Below are 13,201 nucleotides of genomic sequence, written 5' to 3' on the forward strand. Positions count from 1 at the left end.
TCGCTCTCACCTCATCTGGGGGTTTCGTGAATCGCTCCGGTTCCCGCGCCGCGCTGCTGATCGGCGCCGCGCTCGTCCTGTCCGCCTGTCATCCGAAAGAATCCGCGCCGCCCGCCCCGCGCCCGGTCGTCGCGCTACCCGCCCATGCCGACGACGCCGCGGTCGCCCGCACGCTCCCCGGCGACATCCAGCCGCGCTACGCCACCCCGCTGTCGTTCCGCATCGCCGGCAAGATCATCGAGCGCAAGGTGCGCCTAGGCGATACGGTCAAGGTCGGCCAGGTCGTCGCGCTGCTCGATCCGTCCGACGTCGAGAAGAACGCCGCGAGCGCGCAGGCGCAACTCGATGCCGCGACGCACAGCCTCGCGTTCGCAAAGCAGCAGCTCGACCGCGATCGCGCGCAGGCACGTGAAAACCTGATCGCGACCGCCCAGCTCGAGCAGACGGAAAACAGCTACACGTCGGCGCTCGCGCAGCGCGACCAGGCGCAGCAGCAGCTCGCGCTCGCGAAGAACCAGCTCCGCTACGCGACGCTCGTCGCCGATCACGCCGGCTACATCACCGCCGAACAGGCCGACACCGGCCAGAACGTGTCGGCCGGCCAGGCCGTCTACCAGCTCGCGTGGTCGGGCGACGTCGACGTCGTCAGCGACGTGCCTGAAGCGGCGCTCGCGTCGCTCACGCCCGGCCACACGGCCACCGTCACGCTGCCGTCGCTGCCGGGCCGCCAGTTCGCCGCGAAGGTGCGCGAAGTGGCACCTGCCGCCGATCCGCAGAGCCGCACCTATCGCGTGAAGCTCACGCTCGCCGCGCCCGATCCGGCAATCCGCCTCGGGATGACGGCCAGCGTCGCGTTCGACGGCGCACCGGCCGCCGGCGACGCGCCGTCGATCACGCTGCCCGCGACCGCGCTGTTCCACGACGGCCCGCAACCGGCCGTGTGGGTCGTGCGCGCGAAGGACGACACGCTCGAACTGCGCCGCGTCGACGTCGCGCGCTTCAACGAGCGCACGGTGACGGTGTCGCACGGGCTGCAGCCCGGCGAACGCGTCGTGCTGCAGGGCGTGCACACGGTCAGCGCGGGCGAGAAGGTCCGCGCGATCGCGCCGCTGCATCCGGAGGACTTCGCATCGTGAGCGTTTCCTACGAAGAAGGCCGCTTCAACCTGTCGGCGTGGGCGCTGCGCCACCAGGCGCTGGTCGTCTACCTGATCGCGCTCGCGACGCTCGCGGGCATCCTCGCGTACACCCGCCTCGCGCAGTCCGAAGACCCGCCGTTCACGTTCCGCGTGATGGTGATCCGCACCTTCTGGCCCGGCGCGACCGCGCGGCAGGTGCAGGAACAGGTGACCGACCGGATCGGCCGCAAGCTGCAGGAAACGCCGGCCATCGACTTCCTGCGCAGCTATTCGCGCCCCGGCGAATCGCTGATCTTCTTCACGATGAAGGATTCGGCGCCCGTGAAGGACGTGCCCGAGACCTGGTACCAGATCCGCAAGAAAGTCGGCGACATCGGCTATACGCTGCCGCCCGGCGTGCAGGGCCCGTTCTTCAACGACGAATTCGGCGACGTCTACACCAACATCTGGACGCTCGAAGGCGACGGCTTCACGCCCGCGCAGCTCCACGACTACGCGGACCAGCTGCGCACCGTGCTGCTGCGCGTGCCGGGCGTCGGCAAGGTCGACTATTTCGGCGACCCCGACCAGCGGATCTTCATCGAGGTCAACAACGCGCAGCTCACGCGCCTCGGCATCTCGCCGCAGCAGCTCGGGCAGGCGATCAACGCGCAGAACGACATCTCGTCGGCGGGCACGCTGACGACCGCCGACGATCGCGTGTTCGTGCGGCCGAGCGGCCAGTTCGACAACGTCGACGCGATCGCCGACACGCTGATCCGCATCAACGGCCGCACCTTCCGGCTCGGCGATCTCGCGACGGTGAAGCGCGGCTACGACGATCCGGTCGTCACGCAGATGCGTGCTGGCGGCAAGGCTGTGCTCGGCATCGGCGTCACGATGCAACCCGGCGGCGACGTGATCCGGCTCGGCAAGGCACTCGACGCGGAATCGAAGGACCTGCAGGCGCAACTGCCCGCCGGTCTCAAGCTGACGCTGGTGTCGAGCATGCCGCACGCGGTCGAGCATTCGGTCGACGACTTCCTCGAGGCCGTCGCCGAAGCCGTCGCGATCGTGCTGGTCGTGAGCCTCGTGTCGCTCGGCCTGCGCACCGGGATGGTGGTCGTGATCTCGATTCCGGTCGTGCTCGCGGTCACCGCGCTCTTCATGTACCTGTTCGACATCGGCCTGCACAAGGTGTCGCTCGGCACGCTCGTGCTCGCGCTCGGGCTGCTCGTCGACGACGCGATCATCGCGGTCGAGATGATGGCCGTGAAGCTCGAACAGGGCTACACGCGCGCACGCGCCGCCGCGTTCGCTTATACGAGCACCGCGTTCCCGATGCTGACCGGCACGCTCGTCACCGTGTCGGGTTTCCTGCCGATCGCGCTCGCGAAATCGAGCACCGGCGAATACACGCGCTCGATCTTTGAGGTGTCGGCGATCGCGCTGATCGCGTCGTGGTTCGCGGCGGTCGTGCTGATCCCGCTGCTCGGCTTCCACCTGCTGCCTGAGCGCAAGCGGCACGCGCACGAGGCGCACCTGCCGGAAGACCACGAGCACGACATCTACGACACGCGTTTCTACCGGCGGCTGCGCGGCTGGATCGACTGGTGCATCGAGCGGCGCTTCGTCGTGCTGCTGATCACCGGCGCGCTCTTCGTCGTCGCGCTGATGGGCTTCTCGCTGGTGCCGCAGCAGTTCTTCCCGAGTTCCGACCGCCCCGAGCTGCTCGTCGACCTGCGGCTGCCCGAAGGCGGGTCGTTCGCGGCGACGCTGCGCGAGACCGAACGCCTCGAGAAAGTGATCGACAAGCGTCCCGAGATCGATCATTCGGTGAACTTCGTCGGCAGCGGCGCGCCGCGCTTCTACCTGCCGCTCGACCAGCAGCTTCAGTTGCCGAACTTCGCGCAGTTCGTGATCACCGCGAAATCGGTGAAGGACCGCGAGAAGCTCGCGACCTGGCTCGAAACCACGTTGCGCGAGCAGTTCCCGGCCGTGCGCTGGCGGCTGTCGCGGCTCGAGAACGGCCCGCCGGTCGGCTACCCGGTGCAGTTCCGCGTGAGCGGCGACAGCATCGCGACGGTTCGCTCGATCGCCGAGAAAGTCGCGGCGACGATGCGCGGCGACGCGCGCACGGTCAACGTGCAGTTCGACTGGGACGAGCCGGCCGAGCGCTCGGTGCGCTTCGAGATCGACCAGAAGAAGGCACGCGAGCTGAACGTCACGTCGCAGGATGTATCGAGCTTCCTCGCGATGACGCTGTCCGGCACGACCGTCACGCAGTACCGCGAGCGCGACAAGCTGATCGCGGTCGACCTGCGCGCGCCGCGGGCCGACCGTGTCGACCCCGCGAAGCTGGCGGGCCTCGCGCTGCCGACCCCGAACGGCCCGGTGCCGCTCGGCTCGCTCGGCCGCTTCAAGCCGACGCTCGAATACGGCGTCGTATGGGAGCGCGACCGCCAGCCGACCATCACCGTGCAGTCGGACGTGCGCGCCGGCGCGCAGGGCATCGACGTCACGCACGCGGTCGACGCGAAGCTGAACGCGTTGCGCGCGCAGCTGCCGGTCGGCTATCAGATCAACATCGGCGGCTCGGTCGAGGAAAGCGCGAAGGCGCAGAAGTCGATCAATGCGCAGATGCCGCTGATGGCGATCGCCGTGTTCACGCTGCTGATGATCCAGCTGCAGAGCTTCTCGCGCGTGCTGATGGTCGTGCTGACCGCGCCGCTCGGGCTGATCGGCGTGGTCGCCACGCTGCTGCTGTTCGGCCAGCCGTTCGGCTTCGTCGCGATGCTCGGCGTAATCGCGATGTTCGGGATCATCATGCGCAACTCGGTGATCCTCGTCGACCAGATCGAACAGGACATCGCGGTCGGCCACCGTCGCATCGACGCGATCATCGGCGCGACCGTGCGGCGCTTCCGCCCGATCACGCTGACGGCCGCGGCCGCCGTGCTCGCGCTGATCCCGCTGCTGCGCTCGAACTTCTTCGGGCCGATGGCGACCGCGCTGATGGGCGGCATCACGAGCGCGACCGTGCTGACGCTGTTCTACCTGCCCGCGCTGTATGCGACGTGGTTCCGCGTGAAGCACGACGAACGCGACCCGCAGGACGGCCCGCCGCCTGGCAGCAGCACGCCGGCCGCGCCGTCGGGAGCCTGACCATGGATCGATCGATGAACCTGAAAACCCAAGCCGTGCGGGCACTCGCCGTGGCGAGCCTCGCCGGCCCGCTCGCGGGCTGTTCCTGGTTCGCGCCGAGCGGCGAGCCGCCCGCGATGCCGTCTCCCGCGCACTACGGCACCACGCCGCAAGTCCAGCAGACCGTGTCCGCGCAAGGCGTCGCGCAGCAGTTCGAGGTCGGCGCGCAACCGGTGCCGGACTGGTGGAAACAGTACCGCTCCGATGCGCTGAATGCGCTCGTCGATGAAGGTCTGCGCAACAGCCCGACGTTGAGCGCAGCATCGCACTCGCTCGATGCCGCGCGCGAACAGCTGCGCGGGCAGATCGGCAGCTCGATGCTGCCGTCGATCGAAGCGGGCGGCCAGGCCACGCGCCAGCGCGCACTCGGCGTGCCGATTCCCGCGCTCGGCGCGCCGACACTGCTGTACGACACGTTCGTCGGGCAGCTGCAGGCGAGCTACACGATCGACCTGTTCGGCGTGTCGCGTTTCGCGAACCGCGCGCTGGCGCGACGCGTCGACGTCAGCGCGTTCCAGCTCGAATCCGCGCGGCGCGCGCTGGCCGCGAACATCGTCACCGCGTCGATCACGGTGTCGGTGCTGAATGCGCAGATCAACACGACCGAGCGGCTCGTCGCGCTCGCCAATGACCAGGCGCACGATGCCGAACGCCGCTACGCGCTCGGTTCCGCCTCGCGCAGCGACGCACTGAACGCGCGGCAAAGCGCCGACACGTTCGCGGCGAGCCTGCCCGCGCTGCGCCAGCAACGCGACTCGGCACGCCATGCGCTCGCGGTGCTGGTCGGCCGCACGCCCGACCGGCCGCCGGCCGACCTCACGCTCGCCGATCTGCACCTGCCCGAACAGGTGCCCGTCGTCGTGCCGTCGGACCTGCTGCAAAGCCGCCCGGACATCCAGGCGGCCGACGCGGGGCTGAAAGCGGCGGCGGCCGAAGTGGGCCTCGCGACCGCGCAGATGTTCCCGCAGCTGTCGCTGTCGGCTGCGATGGGTAAAGGCGGCTTCAGCTGGCCGACGATGCTGTCGGGCGCCGGTTCGATCTGGAACATCGGCGCATCGCTGAGCCAGCCGATCTTCCACGGCGGTGCCCTGCTCGCGCAGCGCCGCGCGGCGAAGGCGACCTACGAGGCCGCGGTCGACCAGTACAAGCAGGCCGTGCTCGGCGCGTTCCAGAACGTCGCCGATGCGCTCGCGGCGCTCGAGCACGATGCGGAGGCGCTCGACGCGTCGTCCCGCGCCGCGCTGTCCGCGCGCGGCGCTTACGACGACGCGGCGGCCCGCGTGCGGCTCGGCGCACTGCCGCCATCGGCCGCGCGCGCCAGCGAGCTGCAGTATCGCAACGCGCGGCTCGACGAGATCCGTGCGACCGGCGCGCGGTTCGCGGATACCGCACGGCTTTACCAGGCGATGGGCACGCCGCCGGTCGACCAGGCCGACAAGTCCGGCCCGTCCGGCAAGACCGACAAGGCGGCCGACAACCCAACCGGCCAGCAAGCACGCGCCACCACCGCCGACACCCCGCCTGCGCCGCAATAAGCCGGCCCTGCCATCGGGTGCGCGCGAAATTCCCCCGCGCACCCGATTCCCGATCTTCCGCTTGACCCTCACGTAGCGTAACGTTCGAGACTCCAGTGTGCGTACCGAACGGAGGAACGAATGCGACTGAAAGTGGGAGAACTGGCGAAACGCAGCGGGCTGACCGTCCGCACGCTTCATCACTATCACGCGATCGGTCTGCTGACGCCTTCGGCGCGCGCCGACAACGGCTACCGGCTGTACGACCGCCACGACATCGCCCGGCTCCACCAGATCCAGGCGCTGCGTCGCTTCGGCCTGTCGCTCACCGAAATCGGCGACCACCTGAACCAGCCCGACACCCCGCTCGTCGAGCTCGTCGCGAAGCAGATCGCGCTGCTCGACCGTCAGCTTGCGCAGACCGCGCAGCTGCGCGAGCGGCTCGTCAGCCTGCATGCGCAGCTTGCCGCGGGTACGGAGCCGGAGCTGGCTGATTGGCTCACCACACTGGAGTTGATGACCGTGTACGACAAATATTTTTCCGAGGAAGAACTCGCGCGCCTGCCGATGTACCAGAAGAGCCAGGCGGGCGACGCCGAATGGATCGCGCTCGTCGATGAAGTTCGCGCGCTGCACGACGCGGGCGTGCCCGCCGAGGACGACCGCACCCGTGTGCTCGCCGGCCGCTGGATGGCGCTGCTCGTGCGCGACACGAACAACGACCCGCGGCTGCTGGCGAAGCTGAACCTGATGCACGAACACGAACCGGCGATGCAGTCGAAGATCGGCATTTCGACCGCGCTGCGCGACTATGTGCTGCGCGCGTCGTCGGAAACCAAGATGCGGATCTTCGAGAAGTATCTCGCGCCGGACGAGATCCGCTTCATGCGGGCCCACTACGGTGAAAGCGCGATGGCATGGCCGCAACTGATGGGCGACGTGCGCGACGCGATCGATGCGGGCGCCAGGCCGAATTCACCGGAAGGCCGCGCGCTCGCGCAGCGCTGGCTCGCGCTGTTCTGCAGCTATGCCGGCACCGATCCGGCCACGCATGCGAAATTCCGCCACGCGATGATGAACGAGCCGTCACTGACGCAGGATTCGTGGATCGACGACACGTTGATCGGCTTCGTGCGGGACGCGATGGCGCAGCTTGCGCCTGCGCAATGAACACGTCGAGCGCGTTGAGCGCATGACGATGCGGGCGGCGGGCGGATTGCCCGCGTGCCGCCCGCTTCACCCTTTGCAACCCGTGCGCGGCGCACGGCAAGCGCAACGACGCGCGACCGGCGGCGCCCCGCCACCTCGGCACCTGACGGTTGCGACGTGTCAGTCCGGCTCGCCGACGCCGTCATCGCTGAACGCGAGCAGGTCGCCGGGCTGGCAGTCGAGATAGCGGCAGATCGCCTCGAGCGTCGCGAAACGGATGCCCTTGACCTTCCCTTGCTTGAGCAGCGACAGATTCTGTTCGGTGATGCCGACGGCCGCCGCGAGATCCTTCGAGCGGACCTTGCGCGTCGCGAGCATCACATCGAGCTTGACCACGATCGACATGGCGCGCCTCAGACGAACTGGCGATGCTCGGCATCGAGCGTACTCGCCTGCCGGAGGATGTGTGCGATCACGGCAATGCAGGCCGCGGTGAACAGCGCGACGACGTACGGCAGACCGAAGCCGATGCTGACCATGCGCTGGCCGACCGGTTCGAGCATCGTCGCCCACATACTGAGGAGCGGTTCGCACAGTACGCTCAGCAATACCCACAGGCCGATCGCGCGCCCGGTCTTGCCTAGATGGCCGGCCGCTTGCGCGGAGAAGTAGTCGCGGTGCGCATACGTGCGGAACAGCAGACGCAGGTGACGCAGGCCATGCACAAGCGCGACGAGCGGTACGCCCGACAACAGAAAGCCGCCGACCTTCTGCCACCACGGGAACGCAGCGACGTCGACGTTCAGGTTGGAGATCACCGCGTCGGACAAGCCGAATGCAAACCCGGGCCCAGTACGAGTCAGGATCAACGACGGAAAGGCCCAGAACGCTGCGTTAAGCACCAACAGGCCGACGATCAACGACATCGTGACGGCAGCCATGCACTGGCTGATACGGGCAATGCGATCGGAATGCATGCGAAGTCCTCGACGGGGAATGAACGTGCGTCGAGTGTACACCGATAATTATCGTAAAACGATAATTAATCGTCGTACTGCCATGATTTCTTATCGTGCGGCATGTTCTACGCTCCTCGACAGGCGCGTATCGCACGCACCGTCGCGACCGCCGAGCGCGAGCCTATTGATAGTCGCGCACGCTGATCCCGTGCCAATGCTTCGTCATGTAGCGCAGGAACGCGGGTTGGGCTTTCAGGTCCGCATTCGGCACGGGCGCCGCGCCGCCGTCGAAACGCTTGCCCCGGTGCGTCAGCACTTCCTCGCCGCGCAGTACGTACTTTTTCCCCTGGTCGATCAGGAAGTACTTGACCGCATCGGGACTGACGTCGCCGCGGCAGCCGATCTTGTACGCAAACAGGAACTGCCTGCGGCCGTTGCCGAGCAGGTCCGGCATCTCGACCGACGCGGGCACGACGTCGAGCACCTTGTCCTCGCCGCATTCGGTCACGTCGTCACGCACCGACCAGTCGGGCTGCCCGTTCAGCGTGCCGACCACCCGGAGATGCACGTCGTCGCCCTGTTCGGTGGTCGCGAACGTGACGGCATGTGCGCCGGCCGCGTCGGTCCACTTGGTTTCGGCAGCCTGCACCGGGTTGAGCCACGACGCGACGGCGGCAACGGCGAGCCAGCGGCTCGCGGCAAAGACCTGTTTCATGAATGAAGACGACCCCGGATTGAACGCGCCATTATCCGCGTGGGCCCATCGCGCCGCCACCCGTTCGATGCGCCCCGCTCACCCGCCGCGCGACCCGAGCCCGAGCGCCTTCAGGCGGCGGTACAGCGTCCGCTCGCTCATTCCCGTCCGTTCGGCCAGTGCCTTGCGCGTGCCGGCGAACCCGCTTGCGATCCGCACGAGTTCGGCATCCGTCAGCACACCAGCCGCCCCCTCCTGCGGCACCGCCGATGCGACAACCAGTTCGGCCGGCAGATGCTCGACGCGAATCGTCCCGTCGTCCGCGAACAGGCACGCGCGTTCGAGCACGTTGCGCAGCTCGCGGATGTTGCCCGGCCACGCATACGCATCGAGGCACGCACGCGCGCGCTCGGTCAGCACGAACGGCCGGGCCGCGAACGGCCGCGCGCCCGCGTCGCCCGCGCTGGCGCGCGCATTCGCGATCCGCCGCAGGATCGACTCGGCCAGCAGCGCGACGTCCCCGCGCCGGTCGCGCAACGCCGGCAACGGAATCGGAAATGCGTTGATCCGGTAGTAGAGATCCTGCCGGAACCGGCCGTCGTCGATCATCTCGCGCAGCGGCTTGTGCGTCGCCGCGACCAGCCGGAAATCCGCGCGCAGCGCCTCGACGCCGCCGACGCGGCGGAACGTGCCGGACTCGATCAGCCGCAGCAGCTTCACCTGCATCGGCAGCGGCACGTCGCCGATCTCGTCGAGAAACAGCGTGCCGCCCTGCGCGGTCTCGACGAGGCCCGGCTTGCGCTGGTTCGCCCCCGTGAACGCGCCCTTCTCGTAACCGAACAGTTCGCTCTCGAACAGCGTCTCGGCGATCCCCGAGCAATCGACGACGACGAACGGCCCCATCGCGCGATCGCTCGCCTCGTGCAATGCACGGGCGAACAGTTCCTTGCCGGTGCCCGATTCGCCGAGCAGCAGCACCGGCAGCATCGAGGGCGCCACGCGCTGCAATGCGCCGAGCGCCGCATTGAACGCATCGGCGCCGCCGACGAGCCCTTCCGCGCTCGGCTGCGCGGACGCGCTGCGCACCGTCGTCAGCCGCTCGACGTACGCGATCACGTTGCCGTGCGCATCGAAGATCGGCCGCAATTCGACGTCGACATGCTCGGGGCCGCGCGGCGTGTGGTGGATGTGCAGCACGCGGTTCAGTCCGCGCGATTCGAGCGCCTGCTTCATCGGGCAATGCTCGCCGGCCTGGTCGCACGGCACGTCGTAGTGATGCGAGACCTCGAAGCAGTGCCGGCCCACGTGCTCGACGCCTGCCACGCCGAACTGGCGCCGGTACGCATCGTTCGCCGCGAGGATGCGGTAGTCGGGATCGACGACGATCATCGGCTGCGGATCCTGCTCGAGATACGCAACGAGCGCGCGCACGTCGGGCATGACGTCGTGGCGCGGCGCGGGGACGATCGGGATGGTGTCGTGCGGATTCATGCGGACGCTCGGTGACGGGGCTGCCTGACGAACTGCCAGGCGGACTGCCAATTCTGCCACGACACTGCCAGTTATGGCAGTCCACGGTGTCGGACGGATGCCGCCGACGCCGGTGCATCGCCGCGGCCGCGCCCAAAACCCGAACCAAATCAAGTCCCTGGCAGATCGGCCGGCACTGCGATGCAGGCTGGCACGCTTCTTGAATTACCGATCCCGATGAAAGATGCAGAACCCGATCGAGGACACCCCGTGAGCGATGCCACCACCCTGTCGGTCGAAGGCTTTTTCGACCCGGCGACCCACACCGTCAGCTATCTGCTGCTCGATACCGCGAGCCGCGCGTGCGCGCTGATCGACAGCGTGCTCGACTACGACCCGAAATCCGGCCGCACGCACACGGCCAGCGCCGACCGTCTGATCGCCCGCGTCGCCGAACTCGGCGCGGACGTGCACTGGCTGCTGGAAACCCATGTGCACGCCGACCACCTGTCGGCCGCGCCGTACCTGAAGGAACACGTCGGCGGCCGGATCGCGATCGGTTCGCACGTGCGCCGCGTGCAGCACGTGTTCGGCACGCTGTTCAACGCGGGCCCCGGCTTCGCGCAGGACGGCCGCCAGTTCGACCGGCTGCTCGACGACGGCGACACGCTCGCGCTCGGCGCGCTGACGATCCGCGCGCTGCATACGCCGGGCCACACGCCCGCGTGCATGACCTACTGCGTCGACGACGCGACGCAGCGCGCGGCCTTCGTCGGCGACACGCTGTTCATGCCCGACTACGGCACGGCGCGCTGCGACTTCCCGGGCGGCGACGCGCGCACGCTGTACCGCTCGATCGCGCGCGTGCTCGGCCTGCCGCCCGACACGCGCCTGTACCTGTGCCACGACTACCAGCCAGGCGGCCGCGACGTGCAGTTCGAGACGACCGTGGCCGAGCAGCGCCACGCGAACGTGCACGTGAAGGACGGCGTGACCGAGGACGATTTCGTCGCGATGCGCACCGCGCGCGACGCCACGCTCGCGATGCCGGTGCTGATGCTGCCGTCCGTGCAGGTCAACATGCGCGCCGGCCACCTGCCCGAGCCCGAAAACAACGGCGTGCGCTACCTGAAGATCCCGCTCGACGCGATCTGAGCCGCGCGCCCCACCCGGAGAACCCCGACATGACCATCCGCAAGCTGACCGACGCGCTGTCGGTCTCGCCGCAGATCGCGGCGGCCGACCTGCCCGCGCTTCACGCGGCCGGCATCCGCGCGATCATCTGCAACCGCCCCGACGGCGAAGGCCCCGACCAGCCGACCGTCACCGAGATCCGCGCGGCCGCCGCGCCGCTCGACATCGACGTGCATTACCTGCCGGTCGATACGGGCAAGGTAACCGACGACCAGGCCGCGCAGTTCGGCGCGCTCGTCGCGTCGCTTGAAGGCCCGGTGCTCGCGTACTGCCGCAGCGGCACGCGTTCGGCCACGCTGTGGGCGCTGTCGCAAGCCGGCCTGCGCCCGCTGAACGACATCGTCGCGACGGCCGCTGCGGCCGGCTACGACCTGCGCGCGCTCGCCTCGCGGGTCGTGCAAGGCGGCAGGCAGGCGGCACCGGCCGTCGACGCGCGGCACGACATCGTGATCGTCGGCGCGGGCGCGGCCGGCCTCGCGGTCGCGTCGAGCCTGCTCGCGCGCGACGCATCGCTCGACATCGCGGTGATCGATCCGGCCGACGTCCACTACTACCAGCCGGGCTGGACGATGGTCGGCGCGGGCGTGTTCCGGCCCGAGACCACCGCGCGCCGGATGACCGACGTGCTGCCGCGCGGCGTGCACCGGATCCAGGCCGCCGTCGCGGGCTTCGAGCCCGACGCGCAGACGGTCGTGCTCGATGGCTGCCGCCGCATCGGGTATCGCAAGCTCGTCGTGTGCCCGGGGCTCAAGCTGGACTGGCACGCGATCGACGGCCTCGCCGACACGCTCGGCCGCAACGGCGTCACGTCGAACTACCGCTACGATCTCGCGCCGTACACGTGGGAGCTCGTGCGCGCGTTCCGTGGCGGCAACGCCCTCTTCACGCAGCCGCCGATGCCGATCAAGTGCGCCGGTGCGCCGCAGAAGGCGATGTACCTGTCGTGCGACCACTGGCGGCGCGCGGGCCACCTCGAGGCCGCGAACGTCGAGTTCCTGAATGCGGGCGGCGCGCTGTTCGGCGTCGCCGACTACGTGCCCGCGCTGATGGAGTACGTGAAAAGCTACGACATCGCGCTGTCGTTCGGCCACAACCTCGTCTCGATCGACGGGCCCGCACGCCGCGCGACGTTCGCACGCGCGCTGCCGGACGGCGGCAAGGAAACCGTCGTGCGTTCGTTCGACATGATCCATGTCGTGCCGCCGCAGAAGGCGCCCGACTTCGTGCGTTCGAGCCCGCTCGCCGACGCGGCCGGCTGGATCGACGTCGATCCGGCGACGCTGCGGCACCGGCAGTTCCCCGACATCTACGCGCTCGGCGACGCGACCAACACGACCAATGCGAAAACGGCCGCGGCCGCCCGCAAGCAGGCGCCCGTCGTCGCGCACAACCTGCTCGCGTCGCTCGGCCGCGCGCACGGCGATGCCGCGTATGACGGCTACGGCTCGTGCCCGCTCACCGTCGAGCGCGGCAAGATCGTGCTCGCCGAATTCCTGTACGGCGGCAAGGTCGCACCGACCTTCCCCGCGTGGCTGATCGACGGCAAGCGCCCGTCGCGGCTCGCGTGGCTGCTCAAGGAACGCGTGCTGCCGCCGCTCTACTGGAAGGCGATGCTCAAGGGCCGCGAATGGCTCGCGAAGCCCGCGATCGCACGTTGACCGGAGCCCGCTGACGTCATGCTGATTTCCCTCGTACTGGGCGGTTTCGTCGGTGCCGTGCTCGGCCTGACCGGCGCCGGCGGCGGCATCCTCGCAGTGCCCGCGCTCGTCGTCGGCATGGGCTGGCCGATGCAGCAGGCCACGCCCGTCGCGCTGGTCGCGGTGGCCGGCAGCGCCGCGCTCGGCGCGCTCGAAGGTTTCCGCCGCGGGCTCGTGCGCTATCGCGCGGCGCTTCTGTTGGC

At 69.1% G+C, this 13,201-nt stretch carries 11 protein-coding genes; 7 read left to right on the forward strand and 4 right to left on the reverse strand.

All coding sequences use genetic code 11. From position 1 onward, the window contains the following. The first annotated feature begins 26 nt into the window (after window positions 1–26). The 4 genes from G3N61_RS28100 to G3N61_RS28115 all read left to right on the forward strand — a co-directional run bounded on the left by G3N61_RS28100 (window position 27) and on the right by G3N61_RS28115 (window position 7,005). Window positions 27–1,136, forward strand: coding sequence for an efflux RND transporter periplasmic adaptor subunit (locus G3N61_RS28100; RefSeq protein WP_043183010.1), 1,110 nt, complete (start codon window positions 27–29; stop codon window positions 1,134–1,136). Beyond that, entirely contained in the window at window positions 1,133–4,282 is a 3,150-nt protein-coding gene (locus G3N61_RS28105) for an efflux RND transporter permease subunit (protein ID WP_205824098.1), read from the forward strand. The genes G3N61_RS28100 and G3N61_RS28105 overlap by 4 nt, the downstream gene beginning before the upstream one ends. A gap of 2 nt (window positions 4,283–4,284) precedes the next feature. Continuing rightward, a complete protein-coding gene (locus G3N61_RS28110; protein ID WP_205824099.1) occupies window positions 4,285–5,856 on the forward strand; it encodes an efflux transporter outer membrane subunit in 1,572 nt (523 codons plus the stop codon). Between the two features lie 120 nt (window positions 5,857–5,976). Next, a complete protein-coding gene (locus G3N61_RS28115; RefSeq protein WP_205824100.1) occupies window positions 5,977–7,005 on the forward strand; it encodes a MerR family transcriptional regulator in 1,029 nt (342 codons plus the stop codon). Window positions 7,006–7,164: 159 nt separating this feature from the next. Here G3N61_RS28115 and G3N61_RS28120 read toward each other — a convergent pair whose 3' ends face one another. The 4 genes from G3N61_RS28120 to G3N61_RS28135 form a co-directional block, all read right to left on the reverse strand. Further along, window positions 7,165–7,389: a helix-turn-helix transcriptional regulator gene (locus G3N61_RS28120; protein ID WP_027787308.1), complete on the reverse strand. Its 225-nt coding sequence runs from the start codon at window positions 7,387–7,389 to the stop codon at window positions 7,165–7,167. A gap of 8 nt (window positions 7,390–7,397) precedes the next feature. Further along, window positions 7,398–7,961: a DUF2975 domain-containing protein gene (locus G3N61_RS28125; RefSeq protein ID WP_205824101.1), complete on the reverse strand. Its 564-nt coding sequence runs from the start codon at window positions 7,959–7,961 to the stop codon at window positions 7,398–7,400. A 163-nt stretch (window positions 7,962–8,124) separates the two neighbouring features. Next, window positions 8,125–8,658: a hypothetical protein gene (locus tag G3N61_RS28130; protein ID WP_043183018.1), complete on the reverse strand. Its 534-nt coding sequence runs from the start codon at window positions 8,656–8,658 to the stop codon at window positions 8,125–8,127. A gap of 78 nt (window positions 8,659–8,736) precedes the next feature. After that, window positions 8,737–10,128: a sigma 54-interacting transcriptional regulator gene (locus G3N61_RS28135; RefSeq protein WP_205824102.1), complete on the reverse strand. Its 1,392-nt coding sequence runs from the start codon at window positions 10,126–10,128 to the stop codon at window positions 8,737–8,739. A gap of 249 nt (window positions 10,129–10,377) precedes the next feature. On the opposite strand from G3N61_RS28135, the gene G3N61_RS28140 reads away from it, so the two are divergent. The 3 genes from G3N61_RS28140 to G3N61_RS28150 form a co-directional block, all read left to right on the forward strand. Beyond that, window positions 10,378–11,262: an MBL fold metallo-hydrolase gene (locus G3N61_RS28140; RefSeq protein WP_043183021.1), complete on the forward strand. Its 885-nt coding sequence runs from the start codon at window positions 10,378–10,380 to the stop codon at window positions 11,260–11,262. Window positions 11,263–11,291: 29 nt separating this feature from the next. Further along, window positions 11,292–12,959, forward strand: a complete 1,668-nt coding sequence (locus G3N61_RS28145; RefSeq protein ID WP_205824103.1) for a bifunctional protein tyrosine phosphatase family protein/NAD(P)/FAD-dependent oxidoreductase — start codon at window positions 11,292–11,294, stop codon at window positions 12,957–12,959. 18 nt (window positions 12,960–12,977) lie between these two features. Next, window positions 12,978–13,201 (forward strand): TSUP family transporter (locus G3N61_RS28150; protein ID WP_205824104.1); only part of this gene is annotated, 224 nt, incomplete at its 3' end.

This window comes from Burkholderia sp. Ac-20349 (genome assembly GCF_017104865.1).
In the GTDB taxonomy this organism is placed as follows: Bacteria; Pseudomonadota; Gammaproteobacteria; order Burkholderiales; family Burkholderiaceae; genus Burkholderia; species Burkholderia aenigmatica.

What these genes read in the sequence shown, in the direction of transcription:
- G3N61_RS28120 (WP_027787308.1), bottom strand. Translation starts at nt 7,389, where the DNA reads ATGTCGATCGTGGTCAAGCTCGATGTGATGCTCGCGACGCGCAAGGTC.
- G3N61_RS28145 (WP_205824103.1), top strand. Translation starts at nt 11,292, where the DNA reads ATGACCATCCGCAAGCTGACCGACGCGCTGTCGGTCTCGCCGCAGATC.
- G3N61_RS28130 (WP_043183018.1), bottom strand. Translation starts at nt 8,658, where the DNA reads ATGAAACAGGTCTTTGCCGCGAGCCGCTGGCTCGCCGTTGCCGCCGTC.
- G3N61_RS28125 (WP_205824101.1), bottom strand. Translation starts at nt 7,961, where the DNA reads ATGCATTCCGATCGCATTGCCCGTATCAGCCAGTGCATGGCTGCCGTC.
- G3N61_RS28135 (WP_205824102.1), bottom strand. Translation starts at nt 10,128, where the DNA reads ATGAATCCGCACGACACCATCCCGATCGTCCCCGCGCCGCGCCACGAC.
- G3N61_RS28115 (WP_205824100.1), top strand. Translation starts at nt 5,977, where the DNA reads ATGCGACTGAAAGTGGGAGAACTGGCGAAACGCAGCGGGCTGACCGTC.
- G3N61_RS28110 (WP_205824099.1), top strand. Translation starts at nt 4,285, where the DNA reads ATGGATCGATCGATGAACCTGAAAACCCAAGCCGTGCGGGCACTCGCC.